The sequence below is a fragment of the Janthinobacterium sp. GW460-12-1-14-LB5 genome, from assembly GCF_059423585.1.
In genome coordinates, this window is the sequence record NZ_JBWKYD010000015.1 from 128,840 (window position 1) to 152,008 (window position 23,169).

A 23,169-nucleotide genomic window follows, 5' to 3' on the forward strand; every position below is an offset into this window, starting at 1 on the left:
GGGTTCCAGGGCAGGGGGGCGCGCATCACTTCGCGGCAGGCGCCAGGTCCGCCGGGACGATCCTGCCGTCGGCGATGCGGGTCAGGAAAACGGCCGTCGACGCCTGGTGGTCGCCGGGTTGCAGCGTCACCTGCAAGCCGCCCAGATCGAGCCGGTCGAACGTTTCGAAACTCTGGATCAGGCGCTCGCGCGTGAGGCCCGCGCCCGCGCGGCGCAGCGCCGCCACCATCAGGGTGGCCGAGATGCAGCCTTCGAAACTGACGAAAGACAGCCTGGCCGCCGGCACGTGCCGGGCCAGCAGCGCGGCGCAGTCGGCGGCAATCGGCAGCGTGCGGTCTTCCGGCAGGGGCACCACTTGCGAAATCACAATGTTGTTGCCTTCCGTGCCCAGCAGCTGCAGCAGGCTGTCGGTGCCGACGAAGGAGACGGTGGCCAGCGCCGCCTTCAGCCCGGCCTGCCTTGCCTCGCGCACGAAGGCGGCCACCGGCGTGTAGGGGCCGGCCATGACCACCGCCTGCAGGTCGTGGCCGATCAGGGCCGCCAGGCCCGCCTTGACGGCCGTCGTGCCGCGCTGGAACGAGCCCTTGGCAACGAGTTCCATGCCGCGCCGCTGCAGGGCGCGCACCGTGCCGTCGAGCACGGCATTGCCGAAACCGTCGTCCTGGTACAGCACGCCGAAGCGCTGGATGCCCCGGCTGGTGAAATACTGCACCAGGGCATCGGACTCATCGTCGTAACTGGCGCGGAAGTTGATAATTTCATGCACCACGGGGCGGCGCAGGGTCATCGCGCCCGTAAATGCCCCCACCAGCGGCACCTTCATTTCCTCGATGATCGGGATGACGGCGTTGGTGGTGGGCGTGCCCACGTTGCCGAACAGGGCGAATACCTGTTTTTCCTCGACCAGCCGGAGCGTTTCGCTGATGGCCCGGTCCGGATCGTAGCCATCGTCGGCCACCACCAGCTCGATGCTGCGGCCATGGATGCCGCCGCCCCGGTTCGCTTCCTGGAACACGGCCGTCGCGCCGTCGAGCATGGCCCGCCCCAGTCCCGAGGCGGCGCCCGTCTGTGCGTTGACCATGCCGAGCCGGATGTGCGTATCGGTCACGCCCGGTTCGGCGGCATGGCCGGAGCCGGCGGCGAGGGCGATAGCGAACCAGCAGCATTCCCGGAAACAGCGCATGAGCTACCTTTATTGAAGTTGACAGGTATCAATAGGTAAAGGGTTGACAACGAGTATGGCCGAAATTGCCAACGCAAAACTCACACATAATCACGGCGCCCAACGCCATTGCGGCGCAGCGCGGTCAAGGCACGGGCAGCCGCACCACCACCTTGCCCCGTGCGCGGCCCTGCGCCAGGTAGGCCAGCGCCTGTTTCGCCTCAATAAAAGGAAACACCTTGTCGATGACGGGGCGAATGGTGCCCGCGTCGAGCAGGGCGGCGATCTGCGCCAGCTGGCCGCCGTCGGGACGCACGAAGTGGAAGGCGTAGCTGGCGCCGCGCCGCCGCGCCTGACCGATGATCTTGCGGCTGAGTAAACCGAACACCAGTTTCAGCACCATGTGCATGCCGCGCGCGCGGGCGAAGGCGGCGTCCGGCGGGCCGACCAGCGAGACGACGCGGCTGCCAGGCTTGACGATGCGCAAGGCCTTTTCCAGGCCGTCGCCGCGCACCGTGCCCAGCACGGCGTCGTAATCGCGCAGCACTTCCTCGAACGGTTGTTTCTTGTAATCGACCACCTCGTCGGCGCCCAGGCCGCGCACCAGTTCCACGTTGGCCGTGCTGGTGGTCGTGCCCACGCGGGCGCCCAGGTGCCTGGCCAGCTGGATGGCAAACGTGCCGATGCCGCCGGAACCGGCCGGGATGAACACTTTCTGGCCAGGCCGCAGCCGCATGCGCTCGTGCATGGCTTGCCACGCCGTCAAGCCCACCATCGGTATCGACGCCGCCTGCACGAAATCGAGGCTGGCCGGTTTCAGGGCGGCCGCCTGTTCCGGCACGACGGCAAATTCGGCCAGGCTGCCGTGCGGCGTGTCGAAAATACTCGCATACACGGCGTCGCCCGCTTTAAAACACGTGACGCCGCTGCCGACTTCCATCACCACGCCGGCCAGGTCGCTGCCCAGGGTGGCCGGCAAGCGCATTTTCAAGATCGGCTTGAAGTCGCCCCTGGGAATCAGGCAATCGATGGGATTGAGGCCCACGGCGTGCACGCGCACCAGCAGTTCGCCGGGGCCGGGCGCGGGGCGGGGCAGGTCGGCAAACGCCACGTGATCGAGGCCGCCGTATTGTTTGAGTTGCAATGCTCGCATGATGTTCTCTTCGGATAGTGAAAGGCGCGGCGCTCAGGCCAGGCGCAGGTCCTTGCGCAAGCCCGCGTCCATCAGCGCAGCGGGCAGGAAGCGGCGCATCAGGCGCAGGCGTGCCGCCAGCGGCCCGGCCGTGTAGCGCAATTTCGGCCGGCTTGCCCGCGCCGCCGCCAGGACGGTCTCGGCCACGACGCCAGGGCCATCGGCGCCGGCCATCAGCGTTTGCAGCCGGCGCGTGACGTCCGCGCGCACTTGCCGGTAGGCGGACAGCGGGCTATCGGGCGCCAGCAGATTGGCTTCGAACGTGGTTTTCGTGTAGGCCGGTTCGATGACGCTGGCGCGGATGCCCCAGCCCCGTATTTCGTGATCGAGCGATTCCGTGTAGCCCTCGATGGCGTGCTTGGTGGCGGCATACAGCGCGCCGTAGGGCATGGGCAGGAAGCCCACGACGGAACCGATATTGAGGATGCGCCCGCCGCCCTGGGCCCGCATGTGCGGCAGCACGGCCAGGGTCATGCGCACGACGCCATGGAAATTCGTGTCGAAGATCGCTTGCGCCTGCGCCATGCTGCTTTCCTCGGCACCCGCCGGGGCCACGCCGAAGCCGGCATTGTTCACCAGCAGGTCGATGCGGCCTTCGCGCCGCATTACCTCGGCCACGGCGGCAGCGACCGAGGCATCGCTGGTGACGTCGAGCGCCAGCATCGCATGGCCGGATGCGGCCGCCTGGTCGCCGCGGCGGCTGGTGCCGTACACCGTGTAGCCCGCTTGCGCCAGGCCTTGGGCCGAGGCGGCGCCGATGCCGGACGAGGCGCCGGTGACCAGGGCAATCTTCTTGTTGTTCATGGCAGTTCCTTCACTGGTGGAGAGTACAAAATATGATGATCGTCATATTGTAGTTTGAAAAAAAAGCCCGGGACGGACCCGGGCCATGGGCGTTACGGCTGATTTGCATCTTGAAACTGCGCCAGGGTGGCCGCGCACAGGGCGTCCGACAGGGCCGGCTCGTCGACGGCGCGCGCCAGGATGGTGGTGCCGATCATGGCGCACACCGTCGCCATCGCTTGCGCGTGCGCCTCGGGCTGGCCCCAGTTCGGCAACTGGCGCGCGAACAGGTCGATCATTTCCTTGATGTGGATGGTGGCGGCGCGCCGCACCTCGGGCGCCTGGCGCGGCATTTCCGAACCCAGCGCCGACACGGGGCAGCCTACCTCGATGGCGGCGATGTGTTCGGGCGACAGGTAGGCGGCCAGCATGGCTTGCAGCGCCACCGCTTCGGCGCCAGCGCGGTCGCCCGCTTCGGCCAGCAGCGCGTCGCGCGAGGCGAAATGCGCATAGAAGCCGCCGTGCGTCAGGCCCGCTTCCTTCATGATGTCGGCCACGCCCGTGCCCGCATAGCCGCTGCGGCGGATGGCGCGCGTGGCCACCTCGACGATGCGTTCGTGGGTGGCTTCCTTGCGGCTGTGCGCCGGGGATTTCTTGTCAGATGATTGGTTGGATGAGTTCTGCATGATGGTCATCATATCGCAGTTTTCAAAACCGCGCAGGGCCTGTGCCGGCAAAAGGCGCTACGATAGACGCTATCGACAATCGACGAGGAGCGGCAAATGGCAACTATTCCAGCGGCAGCGACGGAACACCTGTTTTCCTACGGCACCTTGCAGCAGCCCGAGGTGCAACTGGCCACCTTCGGCCGATTGCTCGACAGCCGGCCCGACCGCTTGCCCGGCTACCGTCTGGCATTGCTGGCCATCGACGATGCGCAGGTGGTGGCGACCAGCGGCAAGACGCATCATCCGATCGCCTCGCGCAGCAAGATTCCGACGGATGGCGTGCCGGGCGCCGTGCTGGCCGTCTCGCTGGAGGAATTGCGGCAGGCGGACGGCTACGAGGTGCCCGATTACCGGCGCGAGCGCGTCACCCTGGCGTCGGGCATGCAAGCCTGGGCCTATGTGGATGCGCGCGATGCGCCGGGGTGAGGCAGTGCTGTGGGGAGATCATGCAGGCAGTCGAATGGCTCGACTTTAATGCGCCGGGGAATCAAGCGGCATCAGCTATTTCCTCGGCGCCGCCTGATTTTTAAATCAACAGATTAGCTTTTCAGGCTGCAGAAGGAAGCATAGTGGTCCTGCGTGTAATAGCGTTCCACCAGTTTGCGTTTGCCCGCCGGTGTTTGCACGAGCAATACGGCGCGATGCGATCCGGCCCCGCCATCGCCGCCGATACCCAGATAGTATTCATAATAAACCTCGTCCTTGCCGGCGGCGGGAAGGCGGCCTTCATTGTTATTGAAGACGGTATTGCCCGCACCACCGGCCACCGCGCTCGCCTTCGCATTGCGGTAGGCGTCATATTCGCTGTTTTTCGGGGTGGGCAGGGTTTTGCTCGGTTCCCGTTTGCCGCAGTCGGGGATTTTCGCCGCATAGGCATGGGACGATAACAGGGCGCCTGCCACAATAAGACCCAGCGACCAGATTGTTGTGCGTTGAGCGTTCATCGATAAACTTTCGTTAGTGGTGCATGCAATGGAAATAGTTTGTGATACAGCCAGTGTCCGGCGAACGGCAGCATCGCCGCAATATCGAATATAGTTAAATTTTTGAAAATATTACTATCCAATTGTCACGTGCTGAAAAATATTTTCATTTCCGCCTGCTAGAAACTGGACGGGAGCGGAGCGAATGGTAAAACAGGTGGCATGGAAAATGCGGAGAAAAATAAATAAGGTGCGGGGAGATTGACGAAGTCAGCGGTGGTTATTTCCATAGGCGTGACAAAGTTTGAGTTTTTTTGATTGTCAATTCGTTATTCTATGAGGAAGTTATAGAGATTTTGAATCAAGAATGCATTCATTCTTTTCTCGTTAATCATTTACTTCTGATAGGAATCTGCATGAGCCATGAGCACCTCGGTTGCGCCTGCTGCAACCTGCCTCACCTGCCGGCATGGACCGCCGGCCTGTTGCCGGACACCGCACCCGGTAGCGAACTGGATGCGGCGTTTCAACAAGCGTATTCCCGGCACGCCCTGACACTGGCGCCGCACGCCACCATCTTCCATAACGGTATCATTCACACCCTGGCCAGCGGCGGCAGCGAGCGGGTGGCGGCCCTGGGTATCGCCAGCGGCACCATCATTGCCACGGGCACGCTGCACGACGTGCGCCAGGCCATGCAGGCGCATGCGTTGCGCGAGGTGGATCTGGATGGCCGCACCTTGCTGCCTGGCTTCGTCGAACCCCACATGCACGTCCTGCCCAGCGCGCTGTACAGGAGCTGGCTGCCGCTCACGCCCTTCCAGCAGCCCCCGCGGCAACAGGAGCTGGATCCGGAGTACAGTTTCCACAGCATCAGCCTGCAGATCGGTAAAGCGCTGGCCCAGCCGGACACGCTGCCGAAAGACAAGGGTGGCAAGCCCTGGGTGCTCGGTTTCGGCGTCGATCCGTCGCTGATGCTCGATTGGGAAGACATCACCGTCACGCAACTGGACCCGCTGAGCAGCAAGGTGCCCATCCTGCTGATGAACTCGTCCGGCCACCTTGCCTATCTGAATACCGCTGCGCTGAACGCGGCTGGCATCACGGACACCCCTTCCGGGGTGCTGACCGAGATCAACATCGCCAAGGCGCTGCAGGCCGCGCCGCAACCGAGGCTGCTGGAATTCGTGGCCAGCCTGAAGCAGGTGCTGGACAACGCTTCCGCCATGGGCCTTACCACCGTATTCGATGCCGGCCTGGGTGCCACCGAGCACCCGCAGCTGGAAATCGGCCTGCTGAAACTGGCGGCCCTCCTGGGGCCCGTGCGCATCGGCGCCGCGCTGTTTACCAAGCCCGAAGAACAGGCGCTGGACGAGTGGCTGCAGCACTACACGCCGGACCTGGACAGCCACGGCGACCAGCGTTTCAGCATCAAGGCGATCAAGCTGATCGCGGATGGCTCGAACCAGGGCTTGACGGGCTACCAGAACGAACCCTATGCCTGTGCGCATGAGCACTCCGTGCCCGGGGTGCCGGACACCGGCCTGAGCAACTACCCCGAGACGTCCGTGTTCACCAGCATGCTGGACAAGGCGGTGGGGCACGGCTGGCCCGTGCTGGTGCACGCCAACGGCGACAAGGCGGTGGACTATGTGCTGGACAGCTACCGGCAGGTCTTGACGCCACGGCCGGGCATCCTCAGCGAAGAGGAGGCGCAAAAGCGGCGCCAGCTGCGGCTGCGCGTGGAACACGCATCGCTGCTGGATGACGCGGCAATCGACAAGATGGCGGAACTGCAACTGAACCCCAGTTTCCTCATCGGTCACGTCGGCTACTGGGGACACACCTTCCAGCGCACCATTTTTGGCCAGGAGCGGGTCCAGATGCTGGACCGCTGCCAGTCGGCATTGAATGCCGGGATGCGCATCAGCCTGCATTCGGACCATTTCGTCTCGCCGCTGGGGCCCTTGCGCATGATGGAGCAGGCCGTGTTCCGCACCATGGAAGCCGCGCCAGGGAAAGAGGTGCTGAACCAGGACGAGTGCCTGAGCCGCATGGCCGCCTTGCGCGCCGTCACGCTCGATGCCGCCTGGCATTGCCACCTCGACCACCTGGTCGGCTCGCTGGAAGCCGGCAAGCGGGCCGACCTGGTGATTCTGGCGCAAGACCCGCTGGACGAAAGCGTGCGCAAGCTGCGCGACATCGCGGTGGAGGAGACCTGGCTGGCGGGAGTGAAAGTACACGGCAACAACAAGTCGTCGGGCGCCATGGCGCAGTAAGCGGCCGCAATGCAACAGCCCCCGATGGCTGCAGGCAGCGATCAGGGGCTGGCGGAAACGCCCGTGCCGGCGCGTTTCAGGGATGAAGCTTCAAGCTCAGGCCAGCTTGTGCTTGCCTGCCGAGTAGCGGTTCCAGCCGTAGCCGGTGGCGATGATGGCCAGGATGGCCGCCTGCGCCAGCAGGGTTTCCGCCGTGGGCAGGATGCCCAGCAAGTCGATGCGCATGAAATCGACGGGGGTGACGCCGACCCAGCCCGCTTCCTGCAGCGCGGCCACGCCTTTGCCCATCAGGATCACGGCCAGCACGGCCACGAAGGCGGACGTCCACGAGAAGAACTTGCCAATCGGCATGCGGGCGCTGGTGCGCAGCAAGGCCCAGGCGATCACCACCAGCAGCACGATGGCCGCCAGGAAACCGCCCAGCAGGGCGCCGCCGTTGCCGTCCGCCGCCAGGGCGGAATAGAACAGCACGGTTTCAAACACTTCGCGGTAGACGGCGATGAAGGCCAGGGCGAACAGGCCCCAGGCGGAGCGCCGCGTCATGGCCGCCGTGAGTTTCTCGTGCAAATATTCCTGCCAGCGCCCGGCGCTGCTCTTCTGGTGCATCCACAGGCCCACGCTGAGCAGGACCAGGGCGGCAAACACGGAACCGAGCCCTTCGCTCACCTCGCGGCTGGCGCCGCTGATGGTCACCAGATAGGTTGCCGCCACCCACGTCAGGGCGCCCGCCACCAGGGCGCTGATCCAGCCGCCATGCACGTAGGGCATGACGTCGCTGCGCTTGGCCTTGCGCAGGAAGGCGATGATGCCGATCACGATCAGCAGCGCTTCCACGCCTTCGCGCAGCAGGATCGTCAGGGCGCCGACAAAAGTCGTCATCGGGTCGGCCTTGGCGTCGCCCAGTTCCGCTTCCACGTGGGTAAACAGTTGCTGCAGCGTTTCACCGGCCGCCTCGGCGTCGGCCACCGTGCCCTTGGCAACGGCGGAACGGTAGGCCAGCATGGCGTTTTCCACGGCCAGCAGCAGGGATTTGTTGCGCGCGCCCACCATCGGTTCGATCGGCTCGAAACCGTCCAGGTAGGCCGACAGGCCCAGGCGCGTGGCGCCCGCGCGGTCGCCCGCGCGCATGGCGGCCAGGCTTTCGGCCAGGCGCAGGCGCGACAGGGCCAGGCCCGCGGGCTTGTGCGCCTCGGCCTTGTCCGGGTGGCTGCGCAGGTACGCCGTCAGCGCATGCGCCTCATCCGCGCCCAGCTTGGCGGCCGCCGCTTCCTGCGTCACGGTCGTCACGGCGGCCAGGTCCGCGTACAGTTGTTTGGCCCGTGGATCGTCTTGCCACAGCTTTTCGCCGTGGCTGCGCGCCGCCGCGTCGTGCGACATGCCGCCCACAAAGAAGGCCAGGTCCCAGCGCTCGTTTTCGGACAGCTGGCCGAAACTGGCCATCGAGGTGCCCGCCACGCCTTGCGAAATGACCTGGTACAGCGCCATCACGCTGCGCGACTGGGCCCGCTCGGCATCCGTGAAGGCGATCGGCTTCGGCTCCAGGCTGGCCGCCAGCGGACCGTCGCCGCCGCCGGCCACGCCGTGGCAGGAGGCGCACTGGGCCGCATACAGGGCCGCGCCGCGCATCAGGTTCGGCAGCACTTTCGGCGCCACGGGGATCGGGTAGGCGGCAATCAGCAAGCCGTTCGCGTGGTGCGCCAGGCGCTTGACTTCCACGCCGTCCGCCTTGGCCACGACGGCTTTGCGCAGGTCCGCGATGGCGGCGGCGATGGCCGCCTGTGAAGCGTGAGCGGGCAGGGCGGCGATCTGCGTTGCCGCGTTATCGGTAAAGTCGAGCATTTCCGCGTATTCCGCTTCGCTGACCACCTTGCCGTGCTCGACGGCACCGCTGTAATCGACGGCAACATAATCGATCAATTGCCACAATTGCTTGGCGCCGGCGCCAGGATCCGTCGCCTGCGCCTGCGCGTTTGCGCCCAGCAGCAGGGTAGCGGCCAGCAGGGGATAGCAGGCGAGCCATTTCCGTATTTTAATGAACATGATTCTCATTCTCATTTCTTGTTAACCCGGCGACTATAGGACAGACGGTGCGCAGTGTCAACGGCGCGCGGGTGCGCGCGGACTGAATTGCGCGTGGAAATGGTCGATTCCGGCCGTGCGGCGCGCCGGCCTGGCGCCGGCCGGCAGGGAGGAGAGGATGATGGTCGTGGTGGACGTGCGCGGCCAGTTGCCGTGGCGGTCTGGCCGGGATTGCCGTTTCAGGCTACTGCTTGGTGTACAGGCCCCTGGCCAGGCCATTGTCCGCATCGTCGACTTTCAGGCCGCCCTTGACGACGCGCAAGGCCAGTTTCTGGAAGGCCTGGCCCTGGAGCCACTTGGCGTCGGTGACGGCGAAGGCGACGAGGCGGTCCTTGGCGCGTTCGGGCGGCACGGCCAGCCATTGATAGCCGGCCTTCGAACCCTGGCGGCGCAAGCCGGCGCGCACCCAGCGCTCCGACGCCGGCATGCGCACGATGGCGTCGCCGTTCGCCACGCTGACGGCCGTGGCCGTCTTGCCGCTTTGCGCCTCGAACTTCACTTCCACGCCGGCCATCGGCCCCAGCTGGGGAAAGCCGACGATGGCTACCCACAGGCCCGCTTCGGCGGGTTTCTGGATGCGCATTTCGTTTTCCTCGAACAGGCGGAACTGCGGCTCCTGGCCGCCGTTGCCCGCCACCAGGGTCACCAGGTCGCCGGCAACGCGCCACTCGCCGCTGGCTTGCTCGTCGGTATTGCCGTAGCTCAGCATCCATTCGAACTTGCCGTCCTTTTTCAGCAGCAGTTCGGAACCCACTTCCATGACGCCTTGCAGGTAATAATGCCCGGGCAGGGAGGACGCGGCCGGCTCGGCCGCGCTGGCGGGAGCGGAGAAGGCGAGGGCGGCGCAGGCCAGCAAGCCAGCAAGAGATATTTTCATCGGTGTGTCCTTTATGATATGCAATTATAGTAATGGAAATATAATTGCCGTCGCACGACACACCGGCGCAGTTGGCGTGCCGCTCAGCTGCCGCTGAAATCGAGCACCACGCGCGAGGCAACCTTGCCATGTTCCAGCCGGCTGAAGATCTCGTTGATGGCCGACAGCGGCTGCAATTCCACGCCGGCCTTGACCTTGCCGTTGGCGGCGAAGGCGAGCGCCTCGGCCATGTCCTGGCGCGTGCCCACAAAAGAACCGCGTATCGTCACGCAATTGGCGACGACGTCGAACAGCGGCGTCGGGAAGTCGCCCGGCGGCAAGCCGACCAATACGCAGGTGCCGCGCTTGCGCGTCATCGCCACGCCTTGCTGGAAGGCATCGATCGACGGCGCCGTGATCAGCACGCCGTGGGCGCCGCCCCCGGTCGCTTCGCGCAGGGCCGCGACGGGGTCGCCCTGGCGCGCATTGATGGTGACTTCGGCGCCCAGGGCGCGCGCGTGCTCCAGCTTGCCTTCATCGATGTCGACGGCCGCCACGCGCAAGCCCATGGCCACCGCATATTCGATGGCCAGGTGGCCCAGGCCGCCGATGCCGGACACTGCCAGCCATTCGCCGGGCCGCGCGCCCGTTTCCTTGATGCCCTTGTAACTGGTCACACCGGCGCAGATGATGGGCGCGGCTTGCACGGCGGAAAGACCGGCCGGAATGTGCGCGACGTAGCGCGGGTCGGCCAGGATGTACTCGGCAAAGCCGCCGTTCTTGGTGTAGCCGCCGAACTGCGCCTCGGCGCACACGGTTTCCCAGGCTGCCAGGCAATGTTCGCAATGGCCGCACGCCGAATAGAGCCAGGGCACGCCGACCCGGTCGCCCAGCTGCACTTCCGTCACGCCCGTGCCCATGGCCACCACCAGGCCGATGCCTTCGTGGCCGGGAATGAACGGCGGCGTCGGCTTGACGGGCCAGTCGCCGCGCGCCGCATGCAAGTCCGTGTGGCACACGCCGCACGCTTCCGTCTTGACCAGGATCTGGCCGGGACCGGGCACCGGCACGGGAACCTCGCGCAGCACCAGCGGCTGGCCCAGTTGCTCGACAACGGCGGCTTTCATGGTTGTGGGTGTCATATCATTCCTTATCAAGTTGATCATGCGTCGTGCTGCCATAGTCTGTTCAACAGACATTTGCGTATGGTCACATTCTGCTGCATGCAATTCGAAAATAGATTGATCTACATCAATATATTAAAACGCGCCACATTCAATGCCCCGAATGCGGTTTCGGATAAATCCCCCTTATTTAAAACAGCGTACGCACTATGCCGCCGAGCGGATGGCGCCGACCAAGGGACGGCACCGCGCGGCTGCCAATGGGAAGGAGGCGGCCACCGTCACAATTGGTCACTTCTGGTGGGTATTGGTGGTTTGTTATTTAAGTAACGGAGTCACTATACTAAGCAAATCAGGGACGGAAAGATAATGGAAAGATAATGGAAAGATAAAAAGTACATTATTCAAGCCGATTTTTCATCCCTGGCTGGCGATAAAAATAAATAAAAAGAACTCGCTGAGCACCGCAATGAAAGCCGCATATAAAAACAGCATGATTTTTTACCCGGCGAATACCGTCTTATTCACGAAGTTCTTGGCATAGAAAGAGACCATGTCAGCACATTTTGATGTTTTTCAACAGACGTTTGCCCTGTCCTTATTATCGAATCTGGCTTCCAACTATATCGCCAGGGACCGCTATGTTCCGGGCACGCACGGCGATCCGCTGGAAGCCCAGCTGGCGGCGAATATCCAGGCCGCCTTGCCTGAGCCGGCGGTCTCGGCTGGCCTGGGGACTGGCTGGGAAATCGTCTGGGGGCCGGCGGTCTGGCGCGGCGCGAAGTCCCGGGTGGCAGAGAATGCCGCCGTTGTTTTTTATAATCCGGAAGTCGCGTTCGAGGATGGAACGACAGCCGCAAGCTATGTGGTTGCCATTGCGGCCACCAATTTCATCTCCGGCTATGACTGGATCGTGGAGGATTTTACGGTGTCGTCCACCGTCAACTGGGCGCAATATGATCCGGCCATGCCGTTTGCCGTTGCCGCTGCGCCCAATTCCGCCATGCCGCTCATTTCCAAAGGCACGGCGACTGGCGTGCGGCACATTGCCGCATTGACGCCGACCGATCCTGCGCATGGAACAAGCAGCCTTGCCGATTTTATCGGGCAGCTCAATGGCACGGCAAGCGCCGGGACGCGCATGATCTTCACCGGGCATAGCCTTGCTGGCGCGCTGGCGCCGACTTTTGCCCTGTACCTGAAGGAACACGGCGCCTTGTCCGCATTCGAGCGGGTACGGGTTTATCCGACCGCGGGCGCCTCTCCCGGCAATACCAGTTTTTCCAGGCGCTTTGCCGATGCCTTTCCGCGCCAGGCCGCGGGCGGCAAAGCCTGGCAGAGCTGGAATGTCCTGATCCACAATCAATACGATATCGTGCCGCATGCCTGGGCCCTGGGCACGCTGCTGCAATTGCCTACCCTTTACGGCAATTCCGATGCCGAAGGCGGGGTAAAGCTGCCGGAACAGATCTATGGCGTGGTGCTGCTTGCCCTGGCCGATTCCGCCGCCTCGAAGACGCTCTACGCCGCTCTGCCGGGCGCCGCATTTTCAGGCGCCGCCCCGGGGCCTGCCCCTGCCACCGCCGCGGCGTACCTGACCATGGCCGGGGTGCAGCATGTCAAGACGTACATCGAAGAGATACTCGGCCCGGATTTTCTGGCGATCGAGCACGGGCCAACTGTTCCTGGCGTTATCGAATTCAAGGATGCTACGCGCCGTATCGCGGAGATCGTCGAAATACTGGAAAAGATCCTTCACCGGGATACAGGCAGCGGGCTGCGGCCAGCGGCGCCATTGGTTACGGGGCAGGAAGCCTGAGGCCCGCCTTGCACATCTACGTTTGCTTCACATCAAGGGGAAATAAAAAATGAAATCGGTAGTCAAGAAACACTTTTCTCGCGCCGCACTGATCGCCGGCATCGTCTCGGCAGCCTGGGCGCCCAACAGTTTTGCCTGTTCCGACAGCCCCGTCCTGGCGAGCATCTGCATCATGGCCGTGCCATACAATTTCGGCAGTTTCAATCGGCAGTATGTGCTGGCTGACGGACGCGATATGTATATCAATACGAATGTGGCACTGTATTCCCTGATTGGTAACGCTTATGGCGTCGTTACCCAGACGACGTTCAAGTTGCCTGACCTGCGCGGCAAGTTCATCATCGGCGCCAACGGCGAGGACTACATGGCTGGCGACAAGGGCGGTGCAAATGCGATCAAATTGAAGGTTGCACAACTGCCGCCCCATACGTTCGCGCTGGCCGCGGTTCCCGTCGACCTGAGCAAGCTGAAGGTCGGCGTGGCCTTGCCTGCGCTGACGGGCACGGCACTCATTCCCAGTACCGTTGCGACAGGCACGGTCGCGGACTTGAAAATGAATGTGTCCGGTAGCGCCAATGGGGGCTCCTCGCCATCGGGCGCTTATCTGGGCAAGGCAATCTCTGCGTCCTCCAACATTTATTCCTCGGCGGCACCGGATGCGACACTGAATGCCGGCGCCATCACCGGTGGCACCGTTTCGGTCACGGTGCCTGGCATGGCGGGAACCGTGACTACGGTTGGTCAGGCGCTGGACGGCGTCATCGGCGGCACCGCAACGGCCAGCGGCCAGACGCTTCCCGTCGGAAGTGGCGATGCAATCGATATCCGGCCATCTTTTATCGCCTTGACGTATTACATCGCGGCCTCCAATGGCCTGTATCCAAACAGGGATTAGCACTTTGCGTATTCTTGCCGTTACAACAATGGCCGCGCTGCTGCTTGCCGCGCCACAGGCCGGCGCCGCGCCGCGCGACCTCAGCACTGAGCTGAAGCGCGCCGACAAGGCGCTGGCCGCCCAGGACTACGGACTCGCCTACAAGGAATATGCGCGCGTCGCCGCCCGCAATCCCCTGGCGCAATTCAATCTGGGCTTGATCGAACGCGAAGGATGGGGGCGGGCGCGCAATGGGGCAGCCGCCTGCGGCTGGTTCGGCAAGGCGGCGCAGGGCAACATTCCCGCTGCGCAACAGTTTTTTGGCGATTGCCTGGCTGCAGGCATCGGACAGGCGGCCGACGGCAAGGCGGCCGAAGCGTGGTACCGCAAGGCGGCGCAGGCGGGCATCGCCTATGCGCTCTGTTCGGCCGGTCAACTGTATATCGGCGGGCAGGTCGTCGGCAAGGATGTCGGGCACGGCCTGGGGCTGTGCGCGCAAGCGGCGCAGGTCGGGTCGGTGCCGGCCATGCTGCGCATCGCCGACTATTACAAGGATGGCACGGACGTGCCGCAAGACCTGGCGGCCGCGCGTCATTGGTATCGCCAGGCGGCGGAACACCGCAACCATCCGGCGCAATACCGCCTGGGCGTGATGCTGGGGCAGGGCGAGGGCGGCGATGTCAACCTGGCGCTGGCCTTGTCATGGCTGGAGCATGCGGCCTCCGAAGGCTATGCGCCGGCCTATTTGCCGGTGGCCATCCTGTACGCCAACAGCGCGCCCGACCCGGCCACTGGCGCGCTGACGCCGGCCAGTCTGGCAAAGATTTACATGTGGAACAGCGCTGCCCAAGCCACCACGAAAAATACCGCGGAACTGGCCGAGATCGAACGGATTGCGCAACTGGTCAATCAAGTCATGCCGGCAGAGTGGAAGCCTGCACTGGACCGCCGGGTCGCCGAGCACCTGGGCCGATTTTCCGCAAATTAATACATATATAACAAGCGGCATGCCATCCGCGCATGCCGCCGCCAACCAGAGAAAACCATCATGCGTCATGCCTCTATGAACAGAATCTATCGACTCATCTGGAGCCATGTGCACCATGCATGGGTAATCGTCCCGGAACGCACGAAGGGCCGGGGCAAGGCGGCGAATCGCAGCCTCGTGTTCAGCGCCTTGCTGGCGGCCACCCCTGTTGCCATGGCGGGGCCGACGGGCGGCCAGGTGACAGCCGGCAACGGCACCATCAGCCAGAGCGGCGCCACCACCACGGTGACGCAAGCGAGCCAGAACCTGTCATTGAATTGGCAGTCTTTCAACACCACGAGCCAGGAAACCGTCAATTTCGTCCAGCCGTCGGCCAGCGCCATTGCCGTCAACCGCATCGCCGACACGAATGCCACCCGCTTCTTTGGCCAGCTCAACGCCAATGGACAGGTCTACCTGATCAATCCGAATGGCGTGCTGTTCGGCGCCGGATCGCAAATCAACGTGGGCGGCCTGGTGGCCTCGACGCTCGACATCAGCGATGCCGGCCTGGGCGGCGCGACGCGCCATTTCAGCGGCAGCGGCACGGGCAGCATCGTCAACCAGGGCACGATCAACGCCGCCAAGGGCGGCTATGTTGCCTTCATCGGCAATACGGTCAGCAATACGGGCACCATCAACGCCGCAGCGGGTGCGGCGGCGCTGGGCGCGGGCAGCGACGTCACGCTGTCGTTTTCCGGCGATAGCCTGGTCAATCTGCAGGTCAAGCAGAGCACGCTGAACAACCTGGCCGAAAACGGCGGTCTCATCAAAGCCGACGGTGGCGCGGTCTGGCTCTCGGCCGGCGCCAGGGATGCGCTGGTGGCCAGCGTGATCAATAACACCGGCATCGTTCAGGCGCGCAGCGTGCAGAACGTCAACGGTTCCATTGTGCTGACGGCTGGCAATGCCGGCACCGCAAACAATGGCGGCACGCTCGATGCTTCCGGCAGCGGCGGCGCGGGCGGCGGCAGCGTGAAGGTGCTTGGCGGCACGGTCAAGCTGGCGGCGGGCAGCGCGATTGATGTGTCAGGCGAGGGCGGCGGCACGGCTTTGATCGGCGGCAATTTTCTTGGCAGCGGCAGCGAGCAACGCGCGCACACGGCCATCGTCGACGCCGGCGCCTCGATCAAGGCCGATGCCATCAGCCGCGGCAATGGCGGCAATGTCGCCGTCTGGTCCGATAACAGCACGCAATTCAATGGCAGCATCACGGCGCGTGGCGGCGCGGTGTCGGGCAATGGCGGCAAGGTGGAAACTTCGGGCAAGGCCTTGAAGGTCAACGCCAGCGCCTCCGTCAGTACGGCGGCGCCCCATGGCGCGGCGGGGGAATGGCTGCTGGACCCCGATGATATCCTGATCGGCAATGCCAGCATCTGGGGAAATGACTACGGCATCAATGTCGATACGCGCGTCCTGTCGACGGCGCTCAATAACGGCAATGTGACCATCAAGACCACAGGCGCTTCCGCCAGTTGCACGGGCACGACGTGTACCCCTGGCAAGCCCGGCAATGGCGATATCATCATCCTCGACGGTATCGGTTACGGCAATGACTACTCCGTCAATGGAAATCCCAGCATCCCTAACTGGACCAGCAACACGACGCTGACGCTCAGTGCCTATCGCAATGTGCAGTTCAAATTGACGAATAATGTTTCTTATGGGGGAGCAATCGGCAATCTTGGCGGAGGCATCGTGGCTGAAGGGGCGGTGAATATCGTGCTGAAGGCCGACAATGGCGCCAGGGGCACGGGCACAGTCTTTTTTGACGACCTTTCCGCCATTGATAGCAATATTTTCCTTGCAAATAATGCCGGCACTGTCAGCATCTATTACAACCCCGGCAGCTACAGCACCCCGGCGGACTTTACCCCGTACATCAATAATCCAGCTCAGCTGACCGCCTATATGGCCGTCAATCTGAACGCTTCGATTGCTCCCAAGGTCTATGACGGCACGACGACCGCCGGATTGGCCGGGGTCAGCAGCCTGCTGGCCATGCCGACCGGCCTGACGCTCGATACTGCCAGCCAGGCGGCTAGCTTTGCCGACAAGAATGCCGGCACCGACAAGGCCGTGACCATCACCGGCGTCAGGTTCACTGGCGGCGGCACCACGGTTGCCTATAATGGCCAGCACTACTATCTGAATGGCCTCGACAGCAAGACGGGGACGATCACGCCCAAGAGCATCAACGTCAGCGGCGTTTCCGCCGGCGACAAGACCTACGATGGCACGACCACCGCCACGCTCACGGGGGCAGGCATTTCGTCGTCGGACCTGGTCGGCGGCGATGTCGTTTCGCTGGCAGGCGGCTCCGCCACGGGGACGTTTGCCGACGCCAACGCCGGCGGCAACAAGAACGTCGCCGTCAGCGGCTACACGCTGACGGGCACGGATGCGTCCAACTACAACCTGGTCCAGCCGGGCAGCGTGACGGCCACCATCCACAAGGCTGATCTGGTCTTGTCCGGCGGCAAGACCTACGACGGCAGCACTGCGGTGGCAGGCGGCACGCTGACGGCCACGGGCGTCGCGGGACAGACTTTCAGCGTCGGCGGCGCCGGCGATGCCAGCAATCTTGCCAGCAAGAACGTGCAAACGGGCGCGGCGCTGGGCAGCACCACCGGCCTCGTGCTGGGCAGCAGCGGCAATGGCGGCTTGTCCGGCAACTACAATGCGCTCGGCACGGCCGGCAGCAGCTATACGGTGACGGCCAAGGGCATCACCTTGAGCGGCATCGGCGCCGTGGATAAAACCTATGACGCGACGACGGCGGCGGCCCTGAATACCGCGAATGTGGCGTATTCCGGCATGGTCGCGGGGGATAGCCTGAGCCTGAGCGGCCAGGGTGTCGGCAGCTTTGCAACCAAGGATGCGGGCGCGAATAAAACGGTCAGCGTCTCCGGTTTCACCTTGAGCGGGCTGGATGCCGGCAATTACGTCGTCACACAACCGACCGGCTTGAGCGCGACGATCAACAAGGCTGACCTGGCGGTATCGGGCGTCAGCGCCTTGAACAAGACCTATGACGCGGGCACCGGCGCGACCTTGAGCGGCACGGCCACGGTCAGTGGCTTCCTTAATGACAACATTTCCGTCGTCGGCACGGGGACAGGCAGCTTTGCCGACGCCAACGCCGGCGGCAACAAGAGCGTTGCCGTCAGCGGTTACACGCTGACGGGCGCGGATGCCAGCAACTACAACGTGGTGCAGCCGGGCAGCGTGACGGCCACCATCCACAAGGCCGATTTGATTCTGTCCGGCGGCAAGACTTACGACGGCAGCACTGCGGTGGCGGGCGGCACGCTGACGGCCACGGGCGTGGCGGGACAGACTTTCAGCGTCGGCGGCGCCGGCGATGCCAGCAATCTTGCCAGCAAGAACGTCCAAACGGGCGCGGCGCTGGGCAGCACCACGGGCCTGGTTCTGGGCAGCAGCGGCAATGGCGGCTTGTCCGGCAACTACAACGCGCTCGGCACGGCCGGCAGCAGCTATACGGTGACGGCCAAGGGCATCACTTTGACCGGCATCGGCGCCGTGGACAAAACCTATGACGCGACGACGACGGCCACCCTGAATACGGCCAATGTGGCGTATTCGGGCATGATCGCGGGCGATAGCCTGAGCCTGGCCGGCCAGGGTGTCGGCAGCTTTGCGACCAAGGATGCGGGCGCGAACAAGACCGTCAGCGTTTCCGGTTTCAGTTTGGGCGGGGCTGACGCCGGCAACTACGTCGTCACGCAACCGACAGGCTTGAGCGCGACGATCCACAAGGCTGACCTGGCGGTATCGGGCGTCAGTGCCTTGAACAAAACCTATGACGCGGGCACCGGCGCGACCTTGAGCGGCACGGCCACGGTGAGCGGTTTCCTTAATGATAACGTTTCCGTCGTCGGCACGGGGACAGGCAGCTTTGCCGACGCCAACGCCGGCGGCAACAAGAACGTCGCCGTCAGCGGCTACACGCTGACGGGCACGGATGCGGCCAACTACAACGTGGTGCAGCCGGGCAGCGTGACGGCCACCATCCACAAGGCCGATCTGGTCTTGTCCGGCGGCAAGACCTACGACGGCAGCACTGCGGTGGCGGGCGGCACGCTGACGGCCACGGGCGTCGCGGGACAGACTTTCAGCGTCGGCGGCGCCGGCGATGCCAGCAATCTTGCCAGCAAGAACGTGCAAACGGGCGCGGCGCTGGGCAGCACCACGGGCCTCGTGCTGGGCAGCAGCGGCAACGGCGGCTTGTCCGGCAACTACAATGTGCTGGGCACGGCCGGCAGCAGCTATACGGTGACGGCCAAGGGCATCACTTTGACCGGCATCGGCGCCATGGACAAAACCTATGACGCGACGACGACGGCCGCCCTGAATACGGCGAACGTGGCGTATTTCGGCATGATCGCGGGGGATAGCCTGAGCCTGGGCGGCCAGGGTGTCGGCAGCTTTGCGACCAAGGATGCGGGCGCGAATAAAACGGTCAGCGTCTCCGGTTTCACCTTGAGCGGGCTGGATGCCGGCAATTATGTCGTCACGCAACCGACAGGCTTGAGCGCGACAATCAGCAAGGCCGACCTGGCGGTGTCGGGCATCAGCGCCTTGAACAAGACCTATGACGCGGGCACGAGCGCGACCTTGAGCGGCACGGCCATGGTGAGCGGTTTCCTTAATGATAACGTTTCCGTCGTCGGCACGGGCAGCGGCAGCTTTGCCGATGCCAACGCCGGCGGCAACAAGAACGTCGCCGTCAGCGGTTACACGCTGACGGGCGCGGATGCCAGCAACTACAACGTGGTGCAGCCGGGCAGCGTGACGGCCACCATCCACAAGGCTGATCTGGTCTTGTCCGGCGGCAAGACCTATGACGGCAGCACTGCGGTGGCGGGCGGCACGCTGACGGCCACCGGTGTGGCTGGGCAGACCTTCAGCGTCGGCGGCTCTGGCGATGTGTCGAATCTGGCCAGCAAGAACGTGCAAACCGGCGCGGCGCTGGGAAGCACCACGGGCCTCGTGCTGGGCAGCAGCGGCAACGGCGGCTTGTCCGGCAACTACAATGTGCTCGGTACGGCCGGCAGCAGCTATACGGTGACGGCCAAGGGCATCACTTTGACGGGCATCGGCGCCATGGACAAAACCTATGACGCGACGACGACGGCCGCCCTGAATACGGCGAATGTGGCGTATTCCGGCATGGTCGCGGGCGATAGCCTGAGCCTGGGCGGCCAGGGTGTCGGCAGTTTTGCGACCAAGGATGCCGGCGCGAATAAAACGGTCAGCGTTTCCGGTTTCACCTTGAGCGGGATCGATGCCGGCAACTACGTCGTCACGCAACCGACAGGCTTGAGCGCGACGATCAACAAGGCTGACCTGGCGGTATCGGGCGTCAGCGCCTTGAACAAAACCTATGACGCGGGCACCGGCGCGACCTTGAGCGGCAAGGCCACGGTCAGCGGTTTCCTTAATGATAACGTTTCCGTCGTCGGCACGGGGACAGGCAGCTTTGCCGACGCCAACGCCGGCGGCAACAAGAACGTCGCCGTCAGCGGCTACACGCTGACGGGCACGGATGCGGCCAACTACAACGTGGTGCAGCCGGGCAGCGTGACGGCCACCATCCACAAGGCCGATCTGGTCTTGTCCGGCGGCAAGACCTACGACGGCAGCACTGCGCTGGCGGGCGGCACGCTGACGGCCACGGGCGTCGCGGGACAGACTTTCAGCGTCGGCGGCACCGGCGATGTGTCGAATCTGGCCAGCAAGAACGTGCAAACGGGCGCGGCGCTGGGCAGCACCACGGGCCTCGTGCTGGGCAGCAGCGGCAACGGCGGCTTGTCCGGCAACTACAATGCGCTCGGCACGGCCGGCAGCAGCTATACGGTGACGGCCAAGGGCATCACTTTGACGGGCATCGGCGCCGTGGACAAAACCTATGACGCGACGACGACGGCCACCCTGAATACGGCGAACGTGGCGTATTCCGGCATGGTCGCGGGGGACAGCCTGAGCCTGGGCGGCCAGGGTGTCGGCCATTTCGTCAGCAAGGATGCGGGCGCGAATAAAACGGTCAGCGTTTCCGGCTTCACCTTGAGCGGGATCGATGCCGGCAATTATGTCGTCACACAGCCGAGCGGCGTGACGGCGACGATCCACAAAGCTGTGTTGGTGCTGTCCGGCATCAGTGCCATGGATAAAACCTACGATGCGACGACGGCGGCGGCCCTGAATACGGCGAATGTGACCTATTCGGGCATGATGGCGGGCGACAGCCTCAGTCTGGCAGGCCAGGGGGGAGGGCATTTTGCCAGCAAGGATGCCGGCGTGAATAAAACGGTCAGCGTCTCCGGTTTCACCTTGAGCGGGCTGGACGCCGGCAATTACGTCGTCACGCAGCCGACAAACGTGACGGCGACGATCAACAAGGCAGAATTGGTGCTGTCCGGCATCAGCGCCGTGGACAAGACTTACGATGCGACAACGACGGCGGCCCTGAATACGGCCAACGTGGCGTATTCCGGCATGATGGCAGGGGACCAGCTCGCTTTGGCAGGGCACGGTATCGGCCATTTTGCCAGCAAGGATGCGGGCGCGAATAAAACGGTCAGCGTTTCCGGTTTCACCTTGGGCGGACTGGACGCTGGCAACTACGTCGTCACGCAGCCGACCGGCGTGACAGCATCGATCGGCAAGGCCGACCTGGCGGTGTCGGGCATCAGCGCCTTGAATAAAACCTATGACGCGGGCACCGGTGCGACCTTGAACGGCACGGCCACGGTCAGCGGTTTTCTTAATGACAACGTTTCCATCGTCGGCACGGGGACAGGCAGCTTTGCCGACGCCAACGCCGGCAGCGGCAAGAGCGTTGCCGTCAACGGCTACACGCTGACGGGCACGGATGCGGCCAACTACAACGTGGTGCAGCCGGGCAGCGTGACGGCCACCATCCACAAGGCCGATCTGGTCTTGTCCGGCGGCAAGACCTATGACGGCAGCACAGCGGTGGCGGGCGGCACGCTGACGGCCACGGGCGTGGCGGGGCAGACCTTCAGCGTCGGCGGCGCCGGCGACGCCAGCAATCTTGCCAGTAAGAACGTGCAAGCCGGCGCGGCGCTGGGCAGCACCACGGGCCTCGTCCTGGGTAGCAGCGGCAACGGCGGCTTGTCCGGCAACTACAATGCGCTCGGCACGGCCGGCAGCAGCTATACGGTGACGGCCAAGGGCATCACTTTGACCGGCATCGGCGCCATGGACAAGACCTATGACGCGACGACGGCGGCGGCCCTGAATACGGCCAATGTGGCGTATTCCGGCATGGTTGCAGGGGATCAGCTCGCTTTGGCAGGGCAGGGTATCGGCCATTTTGCCAGCAAGGATGCGGGCGCCAACAAGACCGTCAGCGTATCCGGTTTCAGTTTGGGCGGGGCTGACGCCGGCAACTACGTCGTCACGCAGCCGACAGGCTTGAGCGCCACCATCAGCAAGGCCGGGCTGTCGCTGGCGGGTTTATCTATCGCAGACAAGGTCTACGATGCCACGACTGCGGCGGCGATGAACGGCACCGCCAGTCTTTCCGGTGTCATGCTGGGCGACAGCGTCTCGCTGAGCGGCACGCGCACTGCCAGATTCGCCGATAAACATGTCGGCGCCAACAAATCCGTGACCATCAGCGGCTACGCGCTGAGCGGCGCGGACGCCGGCAACTACCATATCGTCGATGGCAAGGTGCTGACCGCCAGCATTACGCCCGCATCGATGACGGTCAGCGGCATCACGGCGGCCGACAAGGTGTATGACGCCACCACGGGGGCCACGGTCTATACGGGCAATGCCATGCTGGCGGGCAAGTTCGCTTCGGATGTGATCACGCTGGCCGCGACCGGCCAGTTCGCTGACGCGGCCGCTGGCGACGGCAAGGCCGTTGATCTGCACACTGTTTATGGCGGGGCCGATGCCGGCAATTACATCATTACCGGACAAGCGCGCGCCTTTGCCAGCATCAAGGCCGCGCCTGTCGTCACGCCCGTCACGCCGGACGTGAAGGTCAACGCCACGCAACTGCAGCAGATCCAGAGCGCGGTAACGCAAGTGCAGTCGTCCGTCTTGCCGCCGCAGGCCCTGGCGCAGCCGCAGGCATTGAACCTGTCCTCGACGCTCGTGGTGCAGCGGAGCGGCGCTGGCAGCGGCGAAGCCGGGCGTGCGCAAGAAGCGGCCGGCGCGCCGCTGCTCAACACCACGACAGGATTCGGCACGCCTGCGCCGATGCTGCACATTCAAAATGGCGGCATACAGTTGCCGCTCGTCGCCACCAGCATCGCAGAATAAG

14 protein-coding genes are annotated in these 23,169 nt (G+C 64.1%); 6 read left to right on the plus strand and 8 right to left on the minus strand.

Features of this window, described 5'->3' with window-relative positions; translation table 11 throughout:
* Positions 1-25 precede the first annotated feature (25 nt).
* From AC07X6_RS17075 to AC07X6_RS17090, 4 genes are all read right to left on the minus strand, one after another.
* Complete coding sequence (locus AC07X6_RS17075) at positions 26-1,183, minus strand: ABC transporter substrate-binding protein (RefSeq protein ID WP_230537678.1); 1,158 nt, start codon at positions 1,181-1,183, stop codon at positions 26-28.
* A gap of 124 nt (positions 1,184-1,307) precedes the next feature.
* Complete coding sequence (locus AC07X6_RS17080) at positions 1,308-2,315, minus strand: NADP-dependent oxidoreductase (RefSeq protein WP_494791734.1); 1,008 nt, start codon at positions 2,313-2,315, stop codon at positions 1,308-1,310.
* A 33-nt stretch (positions 2,316-2,348) separates the two neighbouring features.
* Positions 2,349-3,158: an oxidoreductase gene (locus AC07X6_RS17085; RefSeq protein WP_494791735.1), complete on the minus strand. Its 810-nt coding sequence runs from the start codon at positions 3,156-3,158 to the stop codon at positions 2,349-2,351.
* 92 nt (positions 3,159-3,250) lie between these two features.
* The gene (locus AC07X6_RS17090; RefSeq protein WP_494791736.1) at positions 3,251-3,835 is read right to left on the minus strand and encodes a TetR/AcrR family transcriptional regulator; all 585 of its coding nucleotides are present in this window, start codon (positions 3,833-3,835) and stop codon (positions 3,251-3,253) included.
* A gap of 84 nt (positions 3,836-3,919) precedes the next feature.
* Between AC07X6_RS17090 and AC07X6_RS17095 the strand changes: the two genes are divergently transcribed.
* A complete protein-coding gene (locus AC07X6_RS17095; RefSeq protein WP_494791737.1) occupies positions 3,920-4,291 on the plus strand; it encodes a gamma-glutamylcyclotransferase family protein in 372 nt (123 codons plus the stop codon).
* A gap of 113 nt (positions 4,292-4,404) precedes the next feature.
* On the opposite strand, the gene AC07X6_RS17100 is transcribed toward AC07X6_RS17095, so the two are convergent.
* On the minus strand, positions 4,405-4,809 hold the full coding sequence (locus tag AC07X6_RS17100; protein WP_230537683.1) for a ribonuclease domain-containing protein: 405 nt from the start codon (positions 4,807-4,809) through the stop codon (positions 4,405-4,407).
* Between the two features lie 395 nt (positions 4,810-5,204).
* Here AC07X6_RS17100 and AC07X6_RS17105 point away from each other — a divergent pair, with 395 nt between their 5' ends.
* Entirely contained in the window at positions 5,205-7,067 is a 1,863-nt protein-coding gene (locus AC07X6_RS17105; RefSeq protein ID WP_494791738.1) for an amidohydrolase, read from the plus strand.
* Between the two features lie 96 nt (positions 7,068-7,163).
* On the opposite strand, the gene AC07X6_RS17110 is transcribed toward AC07X6_RS17105, so the two are convergent.
* The 3 genes from AC07X6_RS17110 to AC07X6_RS17120 all read right to left on the minus strand — a co-directional run bounded on the left by AC07X6_RS17110 (position 7,164) and on the right by AC07X6_RS17120 (position 11,144).
* Positions 7,164-9,107: an FTR1 family protein gene (locus tag AC07X6_RS17110; protein WP_494791739.1), complete on the minus strand. Its 1,944-nt coding sequence runs from the start codon at positions 9,105-9,107 to the stop codon at positions 7,164-7,166.
* 223 nt (positions 9,108-9,330) lie between these two features.
* A complete protein-coding gene (locus tag AC07X6_RS17115; protein WP_494791740.1) occupies positions 9,331-10,023 on the minus strand; it encodes a hypothetical protein in 693 nt (230 codons plus the stop codon).
* Positions 10,024-10,106: 83 nt separating this feature from the next.
* Positions 10,107-11,144: a zinc-dependent alcohol dehydrogenase gene (locus AC07X6_RS17120; RefSeq protein WP_494791741.1), complete on the minus strand. Its 1,038-nt coding sequence runs from the start codon at positions 11,142-11,144 to the stop codon at positions 10,107-10,109.
* 535 nt (positions 11,145-11,679) lie between these two features.
* Between AC07X6_RS17120 and AC07X6_RS17125 the strand changes: the two genes are divergently transcribed.
* From AC07X6_RS17125 to AC07X6_RS17140, 4 genes are read left to right on the plus strand one after another with little or no spacing between them, the layout of a single operon-like run.
* Positions 11,680-12,945, plus strand: a complete 1,266-nt coding sequence (locus AC07X6_RS17125) for a lipase family protein (protein ID WP_494791742.1) — start codon at positions 11,680-11,682, stop codon at positions 12,943-12,945.
* A gap of 49 nt (positions 12,946-12,994) precedes the next feature.
* Positions 12,995-13,840, plus strand: a complete 846-nt coding sequence (locus tag AC07X6_RS17130) for a phage tail protein (RefSeq protein WP_494791743.1) — start codon at positions 12,995-12,997, stop codon at positions 13,838-13,840.
* Positions 13,841-13,868: 28 nt separating this feature from the next.
* Entirely contained in the window at positions 13,869-14,807 is a 939-nt protein-coding gene (locus tag AC07X6_RS17135) for a tetratricopeptide repeat protein (RefSeq protein WP_494791744.1), read from the plus strand.
* A gap of 60 nt (positions 14,808-14,867) precedes the next feature.
* Complete coding sequence (locus tag AC07X6_RS17140) at positions 14,868-23,168, plus strand: YDG domain-containing protein (protein ID WP_494791745.1); 8,301 nt, start codon at positions 14,868-14,870, stop codon at positions 23,166-23,168.
* The last annotated feature ends 1 nt before the right edge of the window (position 23,169 follow it).

Coding starts and splice junctions, on each gene's coding strand:
- AC07X6_RS17125 (WP_494791742.1), top strand. CDS start 11,680: ATGTCAGCACATTTTGATGTTTTTCAACAGACGTTTGCCCTGTCCTTA.
- AC07X6_RS17085 (WP_494791735.1), bottom strand. CDS start 3,158: ATGAACAACAAGAAGATTGCCCTGGTCACCGGCGCCTCGTCCGGCATC.
- AC07X6_RS17105 (WP_494791738.1), top strand. CDS start 5,205: ATGAGCCATGAGCACCTCGGTTGCGCCTGCTGCAACCTGCCTCACCTG.
- AC07X6_RS17135 (WP_494791744.1), top strand. CDS start 13,869: ATGGCCGCGCTGCTGCTTGCCGCGCCACAGGCCGGCGCCGCGCCGCGC.
- AC07X6_RS17120 (WP_494791741.1), bottom strand. CDS start 11,144: ATGACACCCACAACCATGAAAGCCGCCGTTGTCGAGCAACTGGGCCAG.
- AC07X6_RS17095 (WP_494791737.1), top strand. CDS start 3,920: ATGGCAACTATTCCAGCGGCAGCGACGGAACACCTGTTTTCCTACGGC.
- AC07X6_RS17115 (WP_494791740.1), bottom strand. CDS start 10,023: ATGAAAATATCTCTTGCTGGCTTGCTGGCCTGCGCCGCCCTCGCCTTC.
- AC07X6_RS17090 (WP_494791736.1), bottom strand. CDS start 3,835: ATGATGACCATCATGCAGAACTCATCCAACCAATCATCTGACAAGAAA.
- AC07X6_RS17080 (WP_494791734.1), bottom strand. CDS start 2,315: ATGCGAGCATTGCAACTCAAACAATACGGCGGCCTCGATCACGTGGCG.
- AC07X6_RS17110 (WP_494791739.1), bottom strand. CDS start 9,107: ATGTTCATTAAAATACGGAAATGGCTCGCCTGCTATCCCCTGCTGGCC.
- AC07X6_RS17100 (WP_230537683.1), bottom strand. CDS start 4,809: ATGAACGCTCAACGCACAACAATCTGGTCGCTGGGTCTTATTGTGGCA.
- AC07X6_RS17130 (WP_494791743.1), top strand. CDS start 12,995: ATGAAATCGGTAGTCAAGAAACACTTTTCTCGCGCCGCACTGATCGCC.
- AC07X6_RS17075 (WP_230537678.1), bottom strand. CDS start 1,183: ATGCGCTGTTTCCGGGAATGCTGCTGGTTCGCTATCGCCCTCGCCGCC.
- AC07X6_RS17140 (WP_494791745.1), top strand. CDS start 14,868: ATGCGTCATGCCTCTATGAACAGAATCTATCGACTCATCTGGAGCCAT.